The 18864-nt window shown below is 73.2% G+C and carries 17 protein-coding genes; 6 read left to right on the top strand and 11 right to left on the bottom strand.

Features of this window, described 5'->3' with window-relative positions; translation table 11 throughout:
• Positions 1–11: 11 nt before the first annotated feature.
• From pcaC to pobA, 5 genes are read right to left on the bottom strand one after another with little or no spacing between them, the layout of a single operon-like run.
• A complete protein-coding gene (gene pcaC / locus AB0N02_RS18685) occupies positions 12–1127 on the bottom strand; it encodes a 4-carboxymuconolactone decarboxylase (RefSeq protein WP_363947746.1) in 1116 nt (371 codons plus the stop codon).
• Positions 1124–2506, bottom strand: a complete 1383-nt coding sequence (gene pcaB / locus AB0N02_RS18680) for a 3-carboxy-cis,cis-muconate cycloisomerase (RefSeq protein ID WP_363947743.1) — start codon at positions 2504–2506, stop codon at positions 1124–1126. The genes pcaC and pcaB overlap by 4 nt, the downstream gene beginning before the upstream one ends.
• Positions 2496–3005: a protocatechuate 3,4-dioxygenase subunit alpha gene (locus AB0N02_RS18675; protein ID WP_363947740.1), complete on the bottom strand. Its 510-nt coding sequence runs from the start codon at positions 3003–3005 to the stop codon at positions 2496–2498. Before AB0N02_RS18675 ends, pcaB begins: the two co-directional genes overlap by 11 nt.
• Entirely contained in the window at positions 3002–3670 is a 669-nt protein-coding gene (pcaH, locus tag AB0N02_RS18670; protein ID WP_363947738.1) for a protocatechuate 3,4-dioxygenase subunit beta, read from the bottom strand. The genes AB0N02_RS18675 and pcaH overlap by 4 nt, the downstream gene beginning before the upstream one ends.
• A complete protein-coding gene (gene pobA, locus AB0N02_RS18665) occupies positions 3667–4890 on the bottom strand; it encodes a 4-hydroxybenzoate 3-monooxygenase (RefSeq protein ID WP_363947735.1) in 1224 nt (407 codons plus the stop codon). Before pobA ends, pcaH begins: the two co-directional genes overlap by 4 nt.
• Before the next feature lie 128 nt (positions 4891–5018).
• On the opposite strand from pobA, the gene AB0N02_RS18660 reads away from it, so the two are divergent.
• Positions 5019–5780, top strand: a complete 762-nt coding sequence (locus AB0N02_RS18660) for an IclR family transcriptional regulator (RefSeq protein WP_363947733.1) — start codon at positions 5019–5021, stop codon at positions 5778–5780.
• Here the strand turns inward: AB0N02_RS18660 and AB0N02_RS18655 are convergent.
• Positions 5777–7993 carry a GAF domain-containing SpoIIE family protein phosphatase gene (locus tag AB0N02_RS18655; protein WP_363947730.1) on the bottom strand — a complete coding sequence of 739 codons (2217 nt, stop codon included), beginning with the start codon at positions 7991–7993 and terminating at the stop codon, positions 5777–5779. The genes AB0N02_RS18660 and AB0N02_RS18655 overlap by 4 nt on opposite strands.
• A 469-nt stretch (positions 7994–8462) precedes the next feature.
• Here AB0N02_RS18655 and AB0N02_RS18650 point away from each other — a divergent pair, with 469 nt between their 5' ends.
• The 4 genes from AB0N02_RS18650 to AB0N02_RS18635 all read left to right on the top strand — a co-directional run bounded on the left by AB0N02_RS18650 (position 8463) and on the right by AB0N02_RS18635 (position 12353).
• Positions 8463–9677: a cytochrome P450 gene (locus AB0N02_RS18650; RefSeq protein ID WP_363947727.1), complete on the top strand. Its 1215-nt coding sequence runs from the start codon at positions 8463–8465 to the stop codon at positions 9675–9677.
• Between the two features lie 215 nt (positions 9678–9892).
• Positions 9893–10609, top strand: coding sequence for a phenylalanine--tRNA ligase beta subunit-related protein (locus AB0N02_RS18645; RefSeq protein WP_363947725.1), 717 nt, complete (start codon positions 9893–9895; stop codon positions 10607–10609).
• Between the two features lie 83 nt (positions 10610–10692).
• Entirely contained in the window at positions 10693–11145 is a 453-nt protein-coding gene (locus AB0N02_RS18640) for a MarR family transcriptional regulator (protein WP_363947723.1), read from the top strand.
• The gene (locus AB0N02_RS18635; protein ID WP_363947720.1) at positions 11142–12353 is read left to right on the top strand and encodes a glycosyltransferase; all 1212 of its coding nucleotides are present in this window, start codon (positions 11142–11144) and stop codon (positions 12351–12353) included. The genes AB0N02_RS18640 and AB0N02_RS18635 overlap by 4 nt, the downstream gene beginning before the upstream one ends.
• A gap of 117 nt (positions 12354–12470) precedes the next feature.
• Here the strand turns inward: AB0N02_RS18635 and AB0N02_RS18630 are convergent, their stop codons facing one another.
• The 4 genes from AB0N02_RS18630 to selA form a co-directional block, all read right to left on the bottom strand.
• Positions 12471–13613, bottom strand: a complete 1143-nt coding sequence (locus AB0N02_RS18630; RefSeq protein ID WP_363947717.1) for an acyltransferase — start codon at positions 13611–13613, stop codon at positions 12471–12473.
• A complete protein-coding gene (locus AB0N02_RS18625) occupies positions 13610–14230 on the bottom strand; it encodes a TetR/AcrR family transcriptional regulator (RefSeq protein WP_363947714.1) in 621 nt (206 codons plus the stop codon). Before AB0N02_RS18625 ends, AB0N02_RS18630 begins: the two co-directional genes overlap by 4 nt.
• 78 nt (positions 14231–14308) lie before the next feature.
• Positions 14309–16126, bottom strand: coding sequence for a SelB C-terminal domain-containing protein (locus tag AB0N02_RS18620; RefSeq protein WP_363947712.1), 1818 nt, complete (start codon positions 16124–16126; stop codon positions 14309–14311).
• Positions 16126–17415: an L-seryl-tRNA(Sec) selenium transferase gene (gene selA, locus AB0N02_RS18615; protein ID WP_363947709.1), complete on the bottom strand. Its 1290-nt coding sequence runs from the start codon at positions 17413–17415 to the stop codon at positions 16126–16128. Before selA ends, AB0N02_RS18620 begins: the two co-directional genes overlap by 1 nt.
• A 520-nt stretch (positions 17416–17935) precedes the next feature.
• Between selA and AB0N02_RS18610 the strand changes: the two genes are divergently transcribed.
• On the top strand, positions 17936–18058 hold the full coding sequence (locus AB0N02_RS18610) for a hypothetical protein (RefSeq protein ID WP_363947706.1): 123 nt from the start codon (positions 17936–17938) through the stop codon (positions 18056–18058).
• 38 nt (positions 18059–18096) lie between these two features.
• On the opposite strand, the gene AB0N02_RS18605 is transcribed toward AB0N02_RS18610, so the two are convergent.
• On the bottom strand, positions 18097–18654 hold the full coding sequence (locus tag AB0N02_RS18605) for an acyl-homoserine-lactone synthase (RefSeq protein ID WP_363947703.1): 558 nt from the start codon (positions 18652–18654) through the stop codon (positions 18097–18099).
• Positions 18655–18864 lie beyond the last annotated feature (210 nt).

Genomic DNA, 18864 nt, shown 5'->3' with positions numbered 1-18864 from the left:
GCCCAGGCCGGTCAGTCCGCCGCCTCGGCGAGCGTCCGCCCGGCCACGGCGAAGGCGGCGTTGGCCGCGGGCACCCCGCAGTAGATCGCGGTCTGGAGCAGCACCTCCTTGATCTCCTCCGGGGAGAGTCCGTTGCGCAGGGCCGCGCGCACGTGCATGGCCAGCTCCTCCAGGTGCCCCCCGGCGACGAGCGCGGTCAGCGTGACGCAGCTGCGGGTGCGGCGGTCCAGGCCGGGACGGTTCCAGATCTCGTCCCAGGCGTACCGGGTGATGAGGTCCTGGAAGTCGTGGGTGAAGGCGGTGGTCGCGGCCACCGCGCGGTCGACGTGCGCGTCGCCGAGCACCTCCCGCCTGGTGCGCGTGCCCGCCGCCCGCCGCTCGCCGCCCAGGTGGCGGACGATCGCGGCGGTGACCGTCTCGGCCCGTTCGACGTTCGCCAGGTGCGCGGCCCGCGGCACCACCGTGAGCAGGGCGCCGGGAATGCCGGTGGCCAGGGCGACGGAGTGGCCGACGGGCGTGGCGGGGTCGTCCGCGCCCGCGACGACCAGGGTCGGCGCCGTGATCGCGCCGAGGGCACCGGTCAGGTCGTAGGCCGCGAGGGCCTCGCAGCAGGCCGCGTACGACCCGGCGTCCGTCCCGTACGGCATCCGCAGCACCCCGGCGACCCTCCCCTGCTCGGCCTCCGGGGTGAACCAGCGCCCCGGCAGGACGGCGGCGAGCGGCTCCATCCCGTCCCGCCTGACGGCCGCGGCGCGCTCCAGCCACGGCCCGGGATCGCCGAACCGGGCCGAGGAGCAGCACAGCACCAGGTGGGTCACCCGTTCCGGGACCCGGGCCGCGACGGTGGCCGCGATCGCGCCCCCGAGGGAGATCCCGCCGATCGCGAACCGCTCCCCGCCCGGCTGCTCGCCGACCAGATCGAGTACGGCGCCGGCCAGCAGGTCGAGGGTCACCTCGGTCGCGGGCTCCGAGCCCCCGTGGCCGGGCAGGTCGTAACGGAGCACCCGCCAGGAGGCCGTCAGCGCCTCCATCTGCGGCTCCCACACCTCCAGGGTGGTGCCCAGCGAGGGCCCGAGCACGAGGAGCGGCGCTCCGGCCGGTCCGTCGAGGCGGTGGTCGAGTTTCAAGACAGCTCCCGGTGGTTCAGGGACCGCTCCCGATAGACGGTGAGAACGCGGTCGACGAGGGCCCGCGCGGCCCCCAGGTAGTCGTCGGGGTCGAACATCTCGGCGGGGACCTCGCCCGCCAGCACCTGCCGCAGCGGCCCCTCCTCGCCCGCGGCCCGGTCGAGCCTGTCCCGGCCGAGCCGGGCGGCCAGGCGCTCGGAGACGATCCGGTCGCCGGTGATGTCCACGTTGGCCCGCATCCGCTCCGGGAAGACCCGCAGCCCGCCGACCAGTTCGGCGGTGGTCTCCGCCGCGCCCGCGGTCAGTCTCAGGCACTCGCGCAGGGGCTGCCACTCCGCCTGCCAGGCGCCCGCGGCCCGCTCGTGCTCGGCCAGCTGCGCCGAGGTCAGCAGCTGGGCGTACACCGGCACCTGGAGGGCGGCCGAGCGCACGAGCACCGCCAGCGCGGGGTTTCGCTTGTGCGGCATCGCCGAGGACCGCCCGCCCGAGGACTCGGCGACCTCGCCGACCTCGGTCTGCGCCAGCAGGATCACGTCGAGGGCCACCTTGCCGAGCGCGCCCGCCGTCTGCGCCAGGGCCGCGCCGAGCTCGGCGACCGCGGACCGCTCGGCGTGCCAGGGCGTCAGGGGGGCGGCCAGGCCCAGTTCCTCGGCGAACAGGTCCGCGAGCCCGGGATCGCCGCCCAGCGCGGCCAGCGTCCCGGCCGCCCCGCCCAGCTGGGCGGGCAGGCGCAGTCCCCGCAGCCGGTCCCGGGCGTGCAGCAGGCCGGCCAGCCACCCGGCGGCCTTCAGCCCGAAGGTGGTCGGCACGGCGTGCTGCCCGAGGGTCCTGGCCGCCATCAGCGTGTCGCGGTGGGTCTCGGCCAGCCCGGCGAGCGTGCCCATGGCCCGGTCCAGCTCGGAAACGACGATCCCGACCGCGGCGCGGGAGACCAGCATGGCGGCGCTGTCGAGGATGTCCTGGCTGGTCGCCCCCCGGTGGACGTACCGCGCCGCCTCGGGGTCGGCGGCGCCGACGGCCCGCCGCAGCCCGGCGACCAGCGGCACCACGGGGGTGGCCGCCCGCCTGGCCTCGCGGGCCAGCTCCGCCGGGTCCACGACGGCCGCGCCCGCCACCCGGCCGATCACCGCGGCGGCGTCCCCGGGGACCGTGCCCGCCCTGGCCTGGGCGCGGGCCAGGGCGGCCTCCGCCTCCAGCATGGCCCGGACCCAGGCGTGGTCGGAGGTGACCGCCTCCGCCCGGGTGCCCGCGCGGACGGGGGCGAGCAGCCCGGTGTCGGCGCCCGCGAGGAGCCCCGCGCCGGGGCCGCCGCCGGAGCCTTCCGGGGTGCCGCCGGGGCCGCCGCCCGGATCGTCGGTGGGATTTCCGTCAGAACTCAAGGAAGACCGTCTCCCTCTCCCCCTGGAGCCTGACGTCGAACCGGTAGCCGTCACCGTCGGGCTCGGCGATCAGGGTGGCCCTGCGGCCGGGTTCCAGGCTGTCGAGCAGCGGGTCGGAGCCGTCCTCGAGGTAGACGCGGGTCGCCACGGACCGCAGCAGCCCGCGGGCGAAGACCAGCAGCGCCAGGTACGGCCCGGCGGGCCTGGCGGTGCGGAACCGGTAGGACCCGTCGGGCCCGGTCGCGCAGCGCCCGAACCCGGAGGCGCCGTGGCCGCGGCGGTCCAGCGCGCCCCGGGTGCCGGTGGCGCCGAGCCACAGTTCGAGCAGGGCGTCGGGCACGGGCTCCCCCGCGCCGTCCAGCACGCGCCCGGTGATCGTGATGGCCCCGGGGTGGCCGTCGGGGACCAGGTCGGGGCCGCCGCCGTACGGCAGGGCGTGGCCGAAGAACGGCCCGACGGTCTGGGAGGGGGTCGGCTCGGCGGGTGCGGGGACGGTCACGGCTCCTCCGTCGGGGTGTGGCCGAGCACCACGTCGAACCGGTAGCCCAGTGCCCACTCCGGTTCCGTGGTCTCCAGGTCGAAGCGGGACACCAGCCGTTCGCGGACCGCGGGGTCGGGGATGGACTGGAGGATGGGGTCGTAGGGGAAGAGCGGGTCCCCCGGGAAGTACATCTGGGTGACGAGCCGCTGGGTGAACGCGGTGCCGAAGACCGAGAAGTGGATGTGGGCCGGCCGCCAGGCGTTGTGGTGGTTGCGCCACGGGTAGGCCCCGGGCTTGATCGTGACGAACCGGTAGCGGCCCTCGTCGTCGGTCAGGCAGCGTCCGGCGCCGGTGAAGTTCGGGTCCAGCGGCGCGGGGTGCCGGTCGCCCTCGTGGGCGTAGCGCCCTGCCGCGTTGGCCTGCCAGATCTCCAGCAGCGTGCCGCGGACCGGACGGCCCGCGGAGTCCAGGATCCTGCCGCTGACGATGATCCGCTCACCGATCGGCTCGCCCGCGTGCCGGCGGGTGAGGTCGGCGTCGAGCTCGCCCAGCTCACCGTGCCCGAAGACCGGGCCGGTCAGCTCGACGGCGTCCGGATCGGCGGTGAACGCGACGGGCGGCCTGGACGGCGCCCGCAGGACGCTGCTGCGGTAGCCGGGGCTGAGGTAGGGAGGGTGGATCATGAGGTTCCTTCGTTGCGGTCGTCCTCCGCGGCCGCCGGGGCGGGGCCGGGGAGATCACGCTCGTACGGCAGGCCGACGTAGTTCTCCGCCAGCGTGGTCGCGGCGGCCGCGGAGGAGGTCACGTAGTCCAGGTGGGAGTGCTGGAGCCGCCGCCCGTAGGCGTCGTCGGAGTCGAAGGTGTGCAGCAGCGTGGTCATCCACCAGGAGAAGTGCTGCGCCCGCCACACCCTTCTCAGGCAGGTGTCGGAGTAGCCGTCGAGCAGGTCGGCCGAACCGGTCGCGTACCAGTGCGCCAGCGCCTCGGTCAGCACCCGGACGTCGGCGACCGCGAGGTTGAGCCCCTTCGCCCCGGTCGGCGGGACGATGTGGGCGGCGTCCCCGGCCAGGAACAGCCTGCCGTACCGCATGGGCTCGGCCACGAAGCTCCGCATGGGCGTGACGCCCTTCTCGACGATCTCCCCGGTGGCCAGTGTGAAGCCCGGCACCGTCTCCAGGCGGGCGCGCAGTTCCGCCCAGATCCGCTCGTCCGGCCAGTCGGCGACGTCCTCCCCTGCGGGCACCTGGAGGTAGAAGCGGCTGATCTCCGGCGAGCGCATGCTGTGCAGGGCGAAGCCGCGCTCGCTCCTGGCGTAGATCAGCTCCTCCGCCGACGGCCTGACCCGGGCCAGCACGCCGAGCCAGGCGAACGGGTAGTCGCGCTCGTAGGCGGTGAGCACGCCCTCGGGGACCGAGGCCCGGGAGACGCCGTGGAAGCCGTCGCAGCCCGCGATCACGTCGCAGTCCAGCCGCTCGCCGCCGAAGGTGAGGTGGGGCCGGTCGGTCCCGGCGTCGTGGACGGCCACGTCGCCGACCTCGAAACGGACGTCCCCGCCCGCGGCGAGACGGGCGGCGACGAGGTCCTTGACGACCTCCTGCTGGCCGTACACCGTGATGGCCCGCCCGGGGACCAGGCGTTCGAAGGCCACCCGGTGGCCCGCGCCGCCGTGGCGCAGCTCGATGCCCCGGTGGACGAGTCCCTCCCGCAGGAGACGCTCCCCCACCCCCGCCGCGACGAGGGTGTCGACCGTGCCCTGTTCCAGCACTCCCGCACGCACCCGCCGCTCCACGTGGGCGCGGCTGCGGCGCTCCAGCACCACCGAACCGATGCCGCGCAGGTGGAGCAGGTGGGAGAGCAGGAGACCGGCGGGCCCGGCTCCGATGATCCCGACCTGAGTTCGCATGGGGAGATCATGCTGGACCCCGGCCGGAAAACCGAGCCCCGCCTTCCACTGGGCGGAAGACGGAGGGCAGGATTCTTCTCCTGGGACACATCGGGGACACATCGGGGAGCCGGGCGGGGAGGTGCGCTGTGGCCGGTGGCTCGCGGGAGCCGGGACGGTCGGTGACGTCGAAGGCGCTGGCCATCCTGGGGGCCTTCGACGCCGGCCATCCCCAGCTCAGCCTCGCCGACATCGCCCGCCGCAGCGGGATCGCCATGACGACCGCGCACCGGCTGGTCGGCGAGCTGGAGGCCTGGCAGGCACTGAGCCGTACGGCCGACGGGCGCCTGCGGATCGGCCTGCGGCTGTGGGAGCTGGGCCAGCTGGCGCCGAGCGGGCTGCAGGACATCGCCCACCCGTGGTTGCAGGAGCTGTTCGGCGACACCGGGGAGAACGTCCACCTGGCCGTACGCGACGGCCTTGAGGTGCTCTACGTCGACAAGGTGCACGGCAGGCGGGCCGTGCCGATCGTCTCCCGGACCGGCGGGCGCCTGCCCATGCACCCCACCGGGGTGGGCAAGGCGCTGCTGGCGCACGAACCGGAGTGGTTCGTGAGCTCCTACCTGGCGCGCGAGCTGGAGCGGCCGACCCCGCACACGATCACCGAGCCGGGACGGCTGACCCGCGAGCTGGCCTCGGTGCGCGCCCAAGGCTACGCGCTCACCTTCGAGGAGATGACGCTGGGCTCCTGCTCGGCGGCCGCGCCGGTCGTCGTCGACGGCAGGGCGGTCGCCGCCGTCGGGGTGGTCATGTCGTCCCGGCGGGCCAGGGAGCTGCGGCGCCTGGTCGAGCCGCTGCTCACGGCGGCCGCCCAGATCGCCCACGCGTACACCGAGTCACGCCCCGCCTAGTCGTGCCGCTTCCGCGGCGCCCGCGGCGTCGCGGGCTCGGGCGCCTCCGGGCCGTCGTCCCCGCCGGCCAGGCGCAGCAGGAGCAGGGCGATGTCGTCGCTGCGGTGGCTGGTCTGCTGGGCGTGCCGGATCAGGCGGTCGGCCACCTCCTCCAGGGGCCGGTCGCCGGTGCGCGCCAGTTCGGCGCCGAGATCGTCCAGGGCGTCGTCGATGTCCACGCCGGGGGTCTCCACCAGGCCGTCGGTGTACAGGGCCAGGACGGCGCCGGGCGGCAGGGCGATCTCCGTGTGCGGGTAGTCGACCGAGTGGTCGATGCCCAGCAGCAGGCCGCCGGGGACCCCGACCACCTGCACGTCGCCGTTCGGAAGGCGCAACAGGGGCTGGGGGTGCCCGGCGCGGGCCAGGCACGCCTGGTTGCTGCGCAGGTCGAGACGGAGGTAGACGCAGCTGGCGAACAGGCCGGGGTCCAGGTCGACGAGGAGGTGGTTGGTGCGGGACAGGACCTCGCCGGGGTCCGCGCCCGCGGTGGCGTAGGCGCGGACCGCGGTGCGCACCTGTCCCATGAGCGCCGCGGCGGTGACGTTGTGCCCCTGCACGTCCCCGACGACGGCGGCGACGGTGTCCTCGTCGAGCCTGATGACGTCGTAGAAGTCGCCCCCGATGTCCATGCCCTCGGTACCGGGCAGGTAGCGGGCGGCGGCGGTCAGGCCGGGCAGGCGGGGCAGGGCGTGCGGCAGCAGGCTCTCCTGCAGGGCGTGCGCGAGCTCCAGCTTCGCGTCGTACAGGCGTGCCCGCTCCAGCGCCTGGGCGATCAGGCCGCCGAGCGAGGTCAGCAGGGCGCGTTCCTCGACGGTGAAGCGGTGCGGCCGGGCGAAGGCGAGCACGCAGGTGCCGACGGAGCGCCCCGAGGCGATCAGCGGCAGGAACGCCCAGGCGGCCATCCCGTCGTCCTGGGCGACGGCCGAGGGGTAGACCTGGTCCAGCTCCTCCTGGGAGCCGAAGAAGCTGGGCACCCCGGTGACCATCGTCCGCACGCTCGGGGTCGGCGAGGACATCGGGAGGCCCTCGTACTGCTCCTTGACGTGGGGCGGGTAACCGCGGGCGCCGACGACCCTCATCCGGTCGTCATCGGCGACCAGCAGGGCCATGCCGTCGCCGCCGAAGGCCGGCATCAGCCGGTCGGCGACCAGGTCGACCACGTCCTGCACGCTCGCGGCCTTGGTCAGCGTGCTGGCCAGGTGAAGGATGTGGTAGAGCGCCCCGACCCTGGTGGGAAGCGCCGGATCGGCCTCGGGGGCGGGAGACGGCAGGTCGGCCACGGAGGCGGGATCGGGCTCCGCGTCCTCGGCCTCCACCATGGCCGGGGTGATGCGTATGGTGATCCCGGTCGGCGCCGGGTACAGATCGAAGGAGAGCCAGCGGTCAGGCGGGCGTAACGCCACGAACGAGGTGGGCTGCTGGCTGATCATCGCCGCGCGGTAACGGTCCTCGTAGACCGGGTCGTTCAGCCAGGCGAAGGAGGTCCAGGGGCAGGAGCCGACCAGCCGGGCGCTGAGGACCCCCAGCAGCTCGGCCGCCCTCGGGGTGGCGAAGGTGATGCGGCCGGCGACGTCCATGCCGCACACGCCCTCCGGCAGGCGCGCCGCCACCGCCTCGATCGCCTCGACCGGCTGCATGCTGGGGGCGGTCACCACGCGCGGCGCCAGGCCTGGGCGTAGCCTCCGGCCCTCCCTGTCGGCCTCCTCCAGCCCCTTGGCCATCTGCGCGGCCGCCGCGGCGAGACGGTCCCGCTCGGTCGAGGACAGCCACGGGGAGTGCGTGCCGGCCCACAGGGCGAACATCGCCCCGTAGACGGTGTCCGCGCCGACCAGCGGCAGCGCGGCCAGCGCGAACTCGTAGGGCATGACGAGCGCCGCGCCCGGATAGATGGACGCCATCTCCTTCTCGTCGCCCACCCACACCAGCCGCTGCTGCTGTATCGCGTCGGTTATCGGGACGGGGGTGGCCAGGCTCATCCGCTCCCAGGGCCGGATGAACTCGCGGGGGGCGCCCTTCATCACCGCCAGCTCCAGCACCTGCGCGTCCGGTGCCAGCAGGTAGACCGCCCCCAGGTGGGCGCCCACATCCTCCAGGACTTCGATGAGGTCCTCCGCCAGCGCGTCCAGGCCCTTCCTCCGGGAACGGCTGCTGAGGAAAGCGGAGGAGTCCGCCACCGTCAGCGCCTCATCCCCGGCGTACGGCCACCGGACGGCCGCACTCCGCCGCCACCGCCCGCCGGCCGCCCCGTCCGGGGCGGGCGGTCCGGGCGGAAGCCCGTCCCGTCCGGGCGCGATCCCACACCACTACTCGGTATGACTTACAGCACATATATGGACAATACCCCCCATGGCCAGGGGGTTTGGGCGACGCGAAGTCCCAGAGCGGCGTCCCGTTCGCGAAACTTTGCGGTCTTATGGGGCCCGTCTGAGGAGGAGATAGTCACAGCAATGACATTTCACGACTTCGCCTGGGAAGACGGCTGACGACGGCAGAAGCCTGGTTTCTACCGCGAGGCCCGTCCGATGAGTAGGGTCGAAGCGGAACCACCGCACGAAAATCAAGATCGCGAATGCCTGCCGGGCATCCCGTCCCCCGGGGCGTTCACGGCGGTCTTGCCGTCGAGCTCAGGGGGTACCTCCGGCCATGGATCATCGCGCCGACGACCACACCGGCCACACGAACTCCGCGGACCTGCCGCGGATGCCCTTCGAGCGGGACAGCCCGATCGACGTCCCGTGGATGTACCGCACGCTGCGCGACAGGGAGCCGGTGACCCGGGTGCGGACCCAGGCCGGCGACGTCGCCTGGCTGGTGACCGGCTACGAGGAGGCCAGGCAGGCCCTCGCCGACCAGCGTCTCGGCCGCTCCTCCCCCGACCCGGAACGGGCCGCCAGGATCTCCGGCTCGGTGCTGCTCGGCGGCCCGACAGGCGACATCGAGACCGAGAAGGTCCAGCACGAGCGGATGCGCCGGATGCTCACCCCGGCCTTCTCCGCCCGCCGGATGAGCGCCCTCGCGCCGCACGTCCAGGAGCTCGTCGACGGCCTGCTCGACGACATGGCCGGTCAGCCCCGCCCGGCCGACCTGCGGGAGCGGCTCTCCCTGCCGCTGCCCGTGCTGGTGATCTGCGAGCTGCTCGGCGTGCCGTACGGCGACCGCGAGCACTTCAGGAAGCTGGCCGACACGATGACCGACCTGAGCGACCCCGCGCGGGCCGGCGCGGCGATGACCGAGCTGGGCAGGTACACCCATGAGATCATCGCCGCCAAGCGGGCGCACCCGGCCGAGGACGTGTTCTCCGACCTGGCGACCATGGACGCGCCCGACAGCGAGATCGCCTCGCTCGCCGCCGCCCTGCTGTTCGCCGGCCACGAGACGACCCTCAACCGGATCGACTACGGCGTGCTCCTGCTGCTGTCCAACCCCGGGCAGCGCGACGCCCTGATCGCCGACCCGTCGCTGGTGAACACGGCGGTCGAGGAGATCCTGCGGATGTCCGCGCCGGGCAACCACGGCATGCCCCGCTACGCCCACGAGGACGTGACCATCGGCGACGTCACGATCAGGCGCGGCGAGGCGGTGCTCATCGCCCTGACGGCGGCCAACCGCGACGAGCGGGTCTTCACCGACCCCGACCGCTTCGACATCGCCCGCGGCCTCGACGACCCGCACCTGGCGTTCGGCTACGCGGCCCGCTACTGCATCGGGGCGAGCCTGGCCAGGGTGGAGCTGCGGGCGGTGTTCGGCAGCCTGTTCCGGCGCTTTCCCACGCTGGCCCTCGCCGTACCCGTCGAGGAGCTGGTCGAGCGCGGCAACTCGCTCACCGGAGGCGTCGAACGCATCCCGATCACCTGGTGACCCGGAACCGGGCCCAGCGCCCCGGGCCCGGTGACCTGGGATCGGCGCCCGGGGCCGGTGATCCCGGGGCCGTCCCCGCCGGAATCACGGGGTCCGGGCCTTCACGACCCGGACCCGGCATCATGGACCTGCCGAACGCACCCTGATTGGACCTGTTCACCGGACCATTGGCCCGGCAGGGTGGACAACCGACAGATTCATTCCGTGTTCATTCCGTGACGGGGGCCCGGCTCATGTACTTCCAGCACTCACGTGCTCTCTGGTCGGACCATCCGGACCTCGCCGCCGGCGTGGTCTTCGCCACGGGGATCACCGGAGACGTCTCCGTCGACTCCCGGATCGCCAGGTTCACCGCCATCGCCGAGGCCCGGCTCACGGAGGGCCCGGAGTCGGAGTTCCCCGAGATCCAGGCGTGGCGGCGGACCTTCTCCAAGATGGGGCTCAAACCCACCCAGTACCGCTGCGCCTCCGAGGCGCTGCTGCGCCGTTTCAAGAAGGAGCGGGCCCTGCCCCGGATCCACCCGCTGATCGACCTCTGCAACGCGATCTCGCTGGCCTTCGCGATCCCGGTGGCGGTGTTCGACCTCGCCAACGTCTCCGAGGGCCTCGAGGTACGGCACGCGGACGGCGACGAGAGCTACCTGACCTTCTCCGGCGAGACCGAGCACCCCGACCCGCACGAAGTGATCTTCGCCGACGCCGCCCGGCGCGCGCACGCCCGCCGCTGGACGAACCGGCAGAGCGGCCTGTCCGCCGTACGGGACTCCACCGCGACCGTCCTGATCGTCGCCGAGGCGATGCACGACTCGGCCGCCGCCGACGTCGCGAAACTCACCGCCACGCTCGCCGACGAACTGACCGCCACCTGGCCCACCAAACCCGAGACCGCCACCCCCACCCCCGCCTCCCCCCGCCTGGAGTTCCCCACCTGACCCCACCCCGTGGGGTACTGGCCACCTAGACCTTACTTGTCCGATTGTTCGGATAGATCCGAACAATCGGATATAGTTGGTTCATGAGTGTCGAGCAGTTTGTTGAGGACGCCGGGCTCTTCTACGAGAGGCTCGGGCTGAGCCGCACGTCCGGGCGGGTCATGGGCTGGCTGATGACCGCCGAGACCGGCAGCGCGGACGCGCCCGAGCTGGCCGAGGCCCTGGCCGTGGCCAAGAGCAGCATGAGCGTCGCGCTGCGGCAGCTGGAACAGGCGGGCCTGGTCGAGCGGTTCCGGGTGCGCGGCGAGCGGCGTGACCGCTACCAGCTGGCCGAAGACGTCTTCGCCCGCGCCTTCCGCGCGAAGATGGCCGAGTTCGAGAGCTTCCGGGCGCTGGCCGAGCAGGGGCTGCGGGCGGTCGGCGACGACCCGGCGCGCCGGCGCCGGCTGGAGTTCATGCGCGACATGTACGCGTTCATGATGGACCGCTTCCCGCGTCTGCTGGACGAGTGGGACGAGCTGAAGGACAAGCGATGAGACCGTTACTGATCACCGTGGGCAGCCGCGGGGACGTCCAGCCGTATCTCGCCCTCGCCCGGGGACTGCTGGCCGCCGGGCACCGGCCGGTGCTGGCCGCGCCCCGCCGCTTCGAACCGCTCGCCGCAGGGCACGGGGTGGAGTTCGTACCGCTCAACGACGAGATGCTGTCGCTGCAGGACTCCGCCAAGGGGCAGGGGGTACGCGCGGCCATCACCGCCGCCCGCTCGGTCAAGCCGATGATGCACCGCCTGCTCGACGACCAGGCGGCGCTCACCGCACGTCAGGCCGACGTGGTCGTCTACCACCCGAAGTCTCTCGGCGGGCCGTACATCGCCGAGAGGCTCGGAGTCCCGGCCCTCGCCGGTCTGCTGCTGCCGCTCTACCTGCCGACGTCCGCCTTCGCCTCCCCCATCCTTCCGGTGAGGGCGCCGCACGCGCTCAACCGGGCGAGCTGGCGGATCGCCTCGGCGATCGAGGCCCCCTACCGGGGCATCGTACGGGCCTGGCGAGCCGGGGCGCTGGGCCTGGAGAGTGGGTTCCGGCCGCTGGCCGACCTGGTCAGGGAAGGCGGCGTACTGCACGCGTGGAGCCCGCACCTGCTGCCCGCCCCCGACGACTGGCCCGCCTCGGCCCACCCCACGGGATTCTGGACGATGCCCGCGGACGACGGATGGACGCCGCCCGAGCGGCTGGCCCGGTTCCTGGAGGAGGGGGAGCCGCCGGTGTACATCGGCTTCGGCAGCTCGGTCAGCGGCGACCCGGAGGCGCTGACAGCCACGGTGCTGGAGGCCGTACGGCTGGCGGGGCGGCGAGCCGTACTGGCCACCGGCTGGGGCGCCCTGCGGCCGGGCACGGAGAGGGACGGTGTCCTGGTGATCGAGGAGGTGCCGCACGACTGGCTGCTGCCGCGCGTCGCGGTGGCCGTGCATCACGGCGGCATCGGCACGGTCGCGGCGGCCCTGCGCGCGGGGGTCCCGCAGGTCGTCCGGCCGTTCATGGGCGACCAGCCGTTCTGGGCCGATCGCCTGCACCGCCTCGGCGTCGCCCCGGCACCCGTCACCGGCCGCCTCACGGCCGAGCGGCTGGCCGCCGCCATCGGGGACGCGGAGAAATCGGCCCCCGCGGCCGCCCGCGCGCTCGCCGGACGTGTCTCCGCCGAAGACGGCGTCGCCGCCGCCGTCGCCCGCATCACGGGGAGCCGGTGAGGGACGCGTCATGAGCTCCGAACGCGCCGTCAACCGTGGCGCGCCGTCGCCACCGCCCTGACGCCTGACCGCCGTGTGGTCACGGCGGCTCCGGCCCGGCGTCACCGCGTCCACCGGTCAAAGCACGCGTTTGGCGCCGGGCAGTGAGCGCACCAGGTAGGCCAGTCCCCAGCACAGCGGCAGCGCGATCACCGTCGCGACGGCGAACTTGACGATCGCGGCGGCGTTCAGCCCGCGCAGCGCGTATCCGACCGCCACCAGCACCAGCGGGTGGATGACGTACACGGTGTAGGCCTGCTCGGACAGGAACCTGCCACGTGGCCCCTGGTGATCGAAACGCTCCCTGAACCACACCACCAGCGCGACGATCAGGCCGACCGCGAACGTGGACTCCCAGGTCGCCGTCAGCGCCTGCGCCACCGGCCCGTCCGTCACGAACGACAGCGGCAGGAGCGTCGCGCTGACCAGGGCCGCCGCCAGGAAGCCGAGGAGCGCGGCCCGTCGCGGCAACGTCTCGAACCAGCCTCGCCGGAAGGCGACCAGCCCGGCGGCGAACATCGCGACGTACTGCGGCAGGAAGAACGGCGACGGCAGCCCGAGCACCGGCACGTAGGTGCCGACGGGCACCGGGAACCGCCACAGGAACGTGGCCGCCGACAGCCCGAGCGTGAACAGCACGATCCAGCGTGCCCGCGGCACCGACACGCGCGTCTCCAGCGGCCCCTTCAGACGCCGCCAGAGCGCGTAGGCCAGGACGAAGACGATCAGCACCTCCACGAACCACATCGGCCCCGGGTCCCACGAGCCGATGTAGAACTTCCAGTACGGCATGCCGGCGTAATCGGCGTAGACACCGAGCGTGACCAGCGGCCGCAGCAGGAGCAGGAAGACCAGCAGCGGGACGCCCAGCCGTACCAGCCGGTCCCGCACGAAACCCCGCCCGCCCTTGCGGTCGTGGGAGCCCGGAGTGAAGAAGCCGGAGATCAGAAAGAAGAATCCCATGAAGAAGGCCTGGTCGACCATGACGAGGAGGTCGAGGAGCCGCCCCGACGGGTCCTTCGCCGGCTCGACGTAGAACCAGAGTGGGATGTCGCCGTAGGTCAGCGCGACATGGTGGATCACCACCAGCACGGTGAGCACGATCCGGAGGTTGTCGATCGCGAGGAGCCTGGTCGCGGCCTTCCGCCCGCCCTCTCCCGTCTGCCCGACCTGCCCGCCTCGCCCCGTCTGCACGGCCTGCCCCGCCTGTTCGGCTTTCACTTCTTGACCGCCCTCTCGAACAGATCGGCCAGCTCGACGGCGTGCGCGTCCAGGTCGTGCTCGGGACGGGCCACCCAGTAGGTGAACATGCTGTCGATGGCCGAGGAGTGGGTGACGGCCATCACGCGGATGTCGAACGGGCGGAACTCCCCCGTGCTCTGGCCCAGCTGGTAGATCCGCTCCAGCGACCGGTAGATCTCCTCGTTGGTGTCGACGCCGTAGCGGGGTTTTCCCTCGGAGTCGCGCAGGTTGTAGAAGATCTCGCCCAGCGCCCGCAACTGGGCACGGTGGCCGCGCATGTGCTCGGCGACCGACAGGATGTGCGTGCGCAGCAGCCCGGTGGCCGTCTCGACGCCCTCCATCCTCGCCGCCACGTGGTCGGCGATCGCGGTGTAGACGCGGTTGACGACCTCCTCCATCAGCTCGTCCTTCCCGGCGAAGTGATAGGAGATGACGCCCTTGCTGATGCCCGCGTGCTTGGCGATGCGCGCCAGCGACGCCTGGACGAACCCGACGTCGGCGATCACCTCCACCGCGGACGCGACGATCTGCGCCCGCCGGGCCTCTTCGATGAACGACCGACTCGTCTGGCCGCCCGACTCATTTTCTGACCGCATGGCCAAATCCTAATACGATCGGCCAGAGAGTGCGGAGCGCGGAAGCCGCGTGTTCCGGGAAGCCCTCGCGGGCGAGGGCTACGACGGCGGCCGGCAGCGGCGGTGGGTGTCGTCCAGGCGTTCGGTCAGCCCCTTGCGGTCGAGGTGCTCCAGCAGCGGTACCGCGACCCTGCGGCTGGTGGCCAGGGCCTGCCTGGCCTGGCTGACCGTGAACGGCTGGGGCAGCCGGGCCAGCAACCGGGCCGCCCTGACGTCCGCACCGGGCTGCAGCACGATCCCCTCGGCGATCCGCAGCAGCGCCCCCGCGCGTACGGCCGCCGCCAGCTCCCTGGGCCCCAGCCCCAGCTCGGCCAGCCGCCCGGCCTCCGGGGCCAGGAAGGGGTGGGCGGACAGTTCGGCGCCGAGCCGCCTGATCGCCCCGGCGACCGGCTCGGGAAGACCCGGCGGCGGCCCGCTCACGATCCGCCCGTCGGCGACGGTCAGCGGCGGCCGCAGCAGCGCGGCGACCAGCCGCCGCTCCGGCAGGCCCAGCTCGTGGCGGGCCGCCTCGACCGGCATGCCCGGCTCCAGCGGATGCCCGGCGGCGTACCGTGCCACCGTCTCGGCCAGCCGTCCGGCCAGCCGCGACCAGTACGCCGGATCGGCGTGCCAGTCCCCGCACACGGGCCCGGTTCCTGGGACGCACCCCATGGCCCGCAGGTCGCCCTCGCGCAGCAGCCGGTGGGTGCCCAGCAGCGAGGCCGCGTCCGGCACGGCCGCCGCCAGCTCGGCGGCCCGTTCCCGCGCCGCGCCCCTGCGCTCCAGCGGGGGCGGCCGTACGTCGAGCACACGGGCCCCGGCGAGCACCCGCACCTCACCCCGTTCCCGGCCCGGGTCGCGCAGCAGCAGCACGTCGCCCACGTGCAGCGGCAGCGGCCTGGCCAGGCGGAGCCGTACGATCGGGCCGCCGAGCGGCCGGACCTCGCACACCACGGCCGCCGATCCGATGTGGGCGGTCAGCCTGCCAGGCAGGGCGACCTCCGGTTCGCCCTCCCGCCCACGTCCCGTTCGCCCTGCCGGGCCCCGCGGGTCCGCCCCGGCCGCGGGCACCGGCGAGACGCGGACGTCGACCAGGCCGGTCGGCGTCCATCCGCCCGGGGTGAGGAGGGCCTGGCCCCGCCCGGGAACCTCGGCCGCGCGGAGGTTGACCGCCACCCGCGCCACCCCGGTCACCGAGGACACCTGCTCCTTCAGGCACTCCAGCGTCCGCACCCGCGCCGGGGCGTCGCCGAGCACGAGCTCGTCCCCCACCGCGATCCGGCCCGCGGGCAGCGTCCCGGTCACGACCGTGCCGCTGCCGCGCACGCTGAACACCCGGTCGATCCACAGCCGCACCGGCGCCCCGGGGTCGGGCGCGGGTAGCCGGGCGACCAGCCGATCCAGCGCGTGTCTCAGCTCCTCGACGCCCCGGCCCGTGCGCCCGCTGACCGCCAGCGCCTCGGCCCCGCCCAGGCCCGCCGCCGCGAGGCGGGACCGCGCCCGCTCGATCGCGGGCCCGGGGTCGGCGAGGTCGGCGCGGGTCACCGCGAGCAGGCCGTGCCGTACGCCGAGGGCCTCCAGCGCGACCAGGTGCTCCTCCGACTGCGGCATCCAGCCCTCGTCGGCGGCGACCACGAACATGACGGCGGGTGCCGGGCCGACACCGGCCAGCATGGTGCCGAGGAACCGCTCGTGCCCCGGGACGTCGACGAAGGCCAGCCTCTCGCCCGAGGGCAGGGTCGTCCAGGCGTAGCCCAGCTCGATCGTCAGCCCCCTGCGCCGTTCCTCGGCCAGCCGGTCGGGCTCCATCCCGGTGAGCGCGCGCACCAGCGTGGACTTGCCGTGGTCGACGTGGCCCGCCGTGGCGACGACGTGCATCAGCCGCCCGCCCTCAGCACGGCGCGCGTCACGTCGCCGTCCCGCTCCGGGGAGACGGCCCGCAGGTCGAGCAGGAGCCGCCCGCACTCGATCCGGCCCACGACGGGCGGGTCACCGGTGCGCAGCGGTACGGCGAGCCGCTCGGGCAGGCTCACCGCGGCGCTCGGCAGCGACACTCCGGGGGCTCCGCCACCGCCCACGGCGGCCTCGCTCGGCACGGCCTCGGCGTCGATCCCGGCCCCGGACAGCTCGGCCGCGATCGACTCCGCGCGGTGGCGCAGTACCGCGGGATCGGCGTGCAACGCCTGGTGGACGGGGGTCTCGGGACCACGCAGCGTCGCCTCCAGCGCGGCCAGCGTCAGCTTGTCCACCCGCAGCGCGCGGGCGAGCGGATGCCTCCGGCAGCGTTCGACCAGGTCGTGGCGGCCCAGCAGCAGTCCCGCCTGGGGGCCGCCGAGCAGTTTGTCCGCGCTGGCGGTCACCAGGCACGCCCCGGCCCTGAGCGTGCCGGCCGCGTCGGGCTCGTCCGGCAGCAGCGGCTCCCCGGTGAGCAGTCCCGAGCCGATGTCCACCACGACGGGCACGCCGAGACCGGTGAGCTCGGCGACCTCGACGGAACCGGTGAAGCCCTCGACCCGGAAGTTCGACGGGTGCACCTTGAGCACGAAGCCGGTCCGCTCCCCCACGGCCCGCGCGTAGTCCTCGAGGTGGGTGCGGTTGGTGGTGCCCACCTCGCGCAGTCTCGCGCCGGTCGAGACGATCAGGTCGGGGATGCGGAAGCCGTCCCCGATCTCCACCAGCTCGCCCCGGCTGATCACGATCTCCCGGTCCGCGGCCAGCGCGGTGGCGGCCAGCACGAGCGCGGCGGCGTTGTTGTTGACCACGTGCGCGTCCTCCGCGGCCGGCACGGCCCGCTCGAGCGCGTCGAGGACTCCCCTGCCCCGGCGGGCCCTGACGCCGGTCGCCAGGTCGAACTCCACGTCGGTGCAGCCCGCGGCGGCGGCCGTCGCCTCGATCGCCGCGCGCGACAGGGGCGCCCGGCCCAGGTTGGTGTGGACGAGCACGCCGGTCATGTTGATCACCGGTCGAAGACCGGCGGCGTACGGCGGCAGCCCCGCGACGGCCGCGCCCGCGACCTCGTCCGGGCCGATCCCGCCCTGCCGCGCCCGCGCCTGGGCACGGATCACCGCGTCCTTGACGACCGAGCGCCCCAGCCGCCCCGCCGCCGCGACCAGCCGCGGGTCGGCGAGCACCACGTCGGTGCGCGGCACACGCCTGCGTGAGTCCACCTTCCGAAAATAGAGGGAGGTGGACGGGAATCGAACCCGCCGGGCCGAGGGCGAGGAAGCGCATTGATCGATCCCCCCGAAGCAATTGGAGCGGACAATGCGCAATGCCGGGTTTTCCGGTGCCGCCCATCTTTCCAGTGAAATCACCCAAAGATCAGCATCCCCTATGAGCAGGCTCAAGGCTCCGCCCGGCAGGAATGGACAGGACCTTTCTTTCCGCACGGCCGACACAGTAAAAAACAACCCCGTCCACAGCCTGAAAAGCGGGACATAAAGCCGAAATGTGAGGAAATGCGAGCTCCCCACCTTCGCCGATCGGTGCTCCTCTGAAGATGCCCTCCTACCCAGCCGTGAGGAGCCATCCGTGAAAATCCGCAGATTATCCGCCGCAGCCCTACTCGCGACGGCGCTGGGCGCCGCCGCCCTGGCCGGCGCCGCACCCGCTTCCGCCACCGCTCGAACCAGCCCCTCCGCTGCTCAGACCGTCGCACAAATAATGTGGGTAGGCCCCTTCAGCACCATGAAAGCGTGCAACGACTACCGGGACTACGTCCTCGCGCACCCCCCCTACAACTTCGTCGACCCTTGCGAGTACAACACCGATCTTCCTCGTTTCGGCTTCTACTTCCTCATGGGCTACTGAGCCGGCACCGGGGAGGATCTCCACGCCGAAGGCGGAGGCTAGAACTCACCCCGGCAGGGAAGCCCCGCCGTCGGCGCAGGAGGCGCCTTCTCAAGGAAGTCCTTGGTCGAGACGGCATAGGCACAACACAAAAGCCGGCCGAAGTACGTCGCCTTGCCGTCACCGAAACGCCGGGTGGGAACGCCCATGACATGCAGGCGCCGCTCCAGGGCCACGCTTGAGACCGCGACCACCGTGTCACCGTACCGATCGACCCGGTGAAACGCGTTTCGGAGCAGGGCGAGGGCAAGGGGACCAAAACCCGCCGCCGCGGTGCGGGACCAGGTCCGGCCGGTGGCCAGACGGCTGAGCTCCCAGATATTCGGATCGCGAGGGGCGAGAACGCCGCGCAACGTTTCGGAGAAGGTGCCGGGGATCATGTACGGGCCGTCGGTGGGCAGGAGCCGGCAGCAGCCCGTGACTTGCCGGCAGACCTCCCCGTAGCCGATCACATAGACCGGATCGCAGTCGTCGTAGGAATCTCGCTCCATTCCGCGGAAGCTGTCGACGTCCCAGCGGAGGCGTTCGTAGAACACCTTGTGACGGAGGCGGAACATGCCGTTGAGTAACCATTCCGGGAGCTCACCCGTTCGGCCGACGACGATCCGCTGTACGCACTCCACTCCTGACGGGCCGGCGGCGGGTCCCCTCGGCGGGGGTAATCCGCACTGGTTCTGCGGCAAGAGTCGGCTCCTCACGTTTCCGTGCGCCGCACTCCGCGTTACCGACGAAAAACCGAAGGTGAACATAATCGAACACCGGCGCAT

The organism is Streptosporangium sp. NPDC051022, assembly GCF_040683035.1.
In the GTDB taxonomy this organism is placed as follows: Bacteria; Actinomycetota; Actinomycetes; order Streptosporangiales; family Streptosporangiaceae; genus Streptosporangium.
The sequence above is the reverse complement of the archived record's forward strand: the minus strand, read 5'-3'. Positions and strand labels throughout refer to the sequence as shown.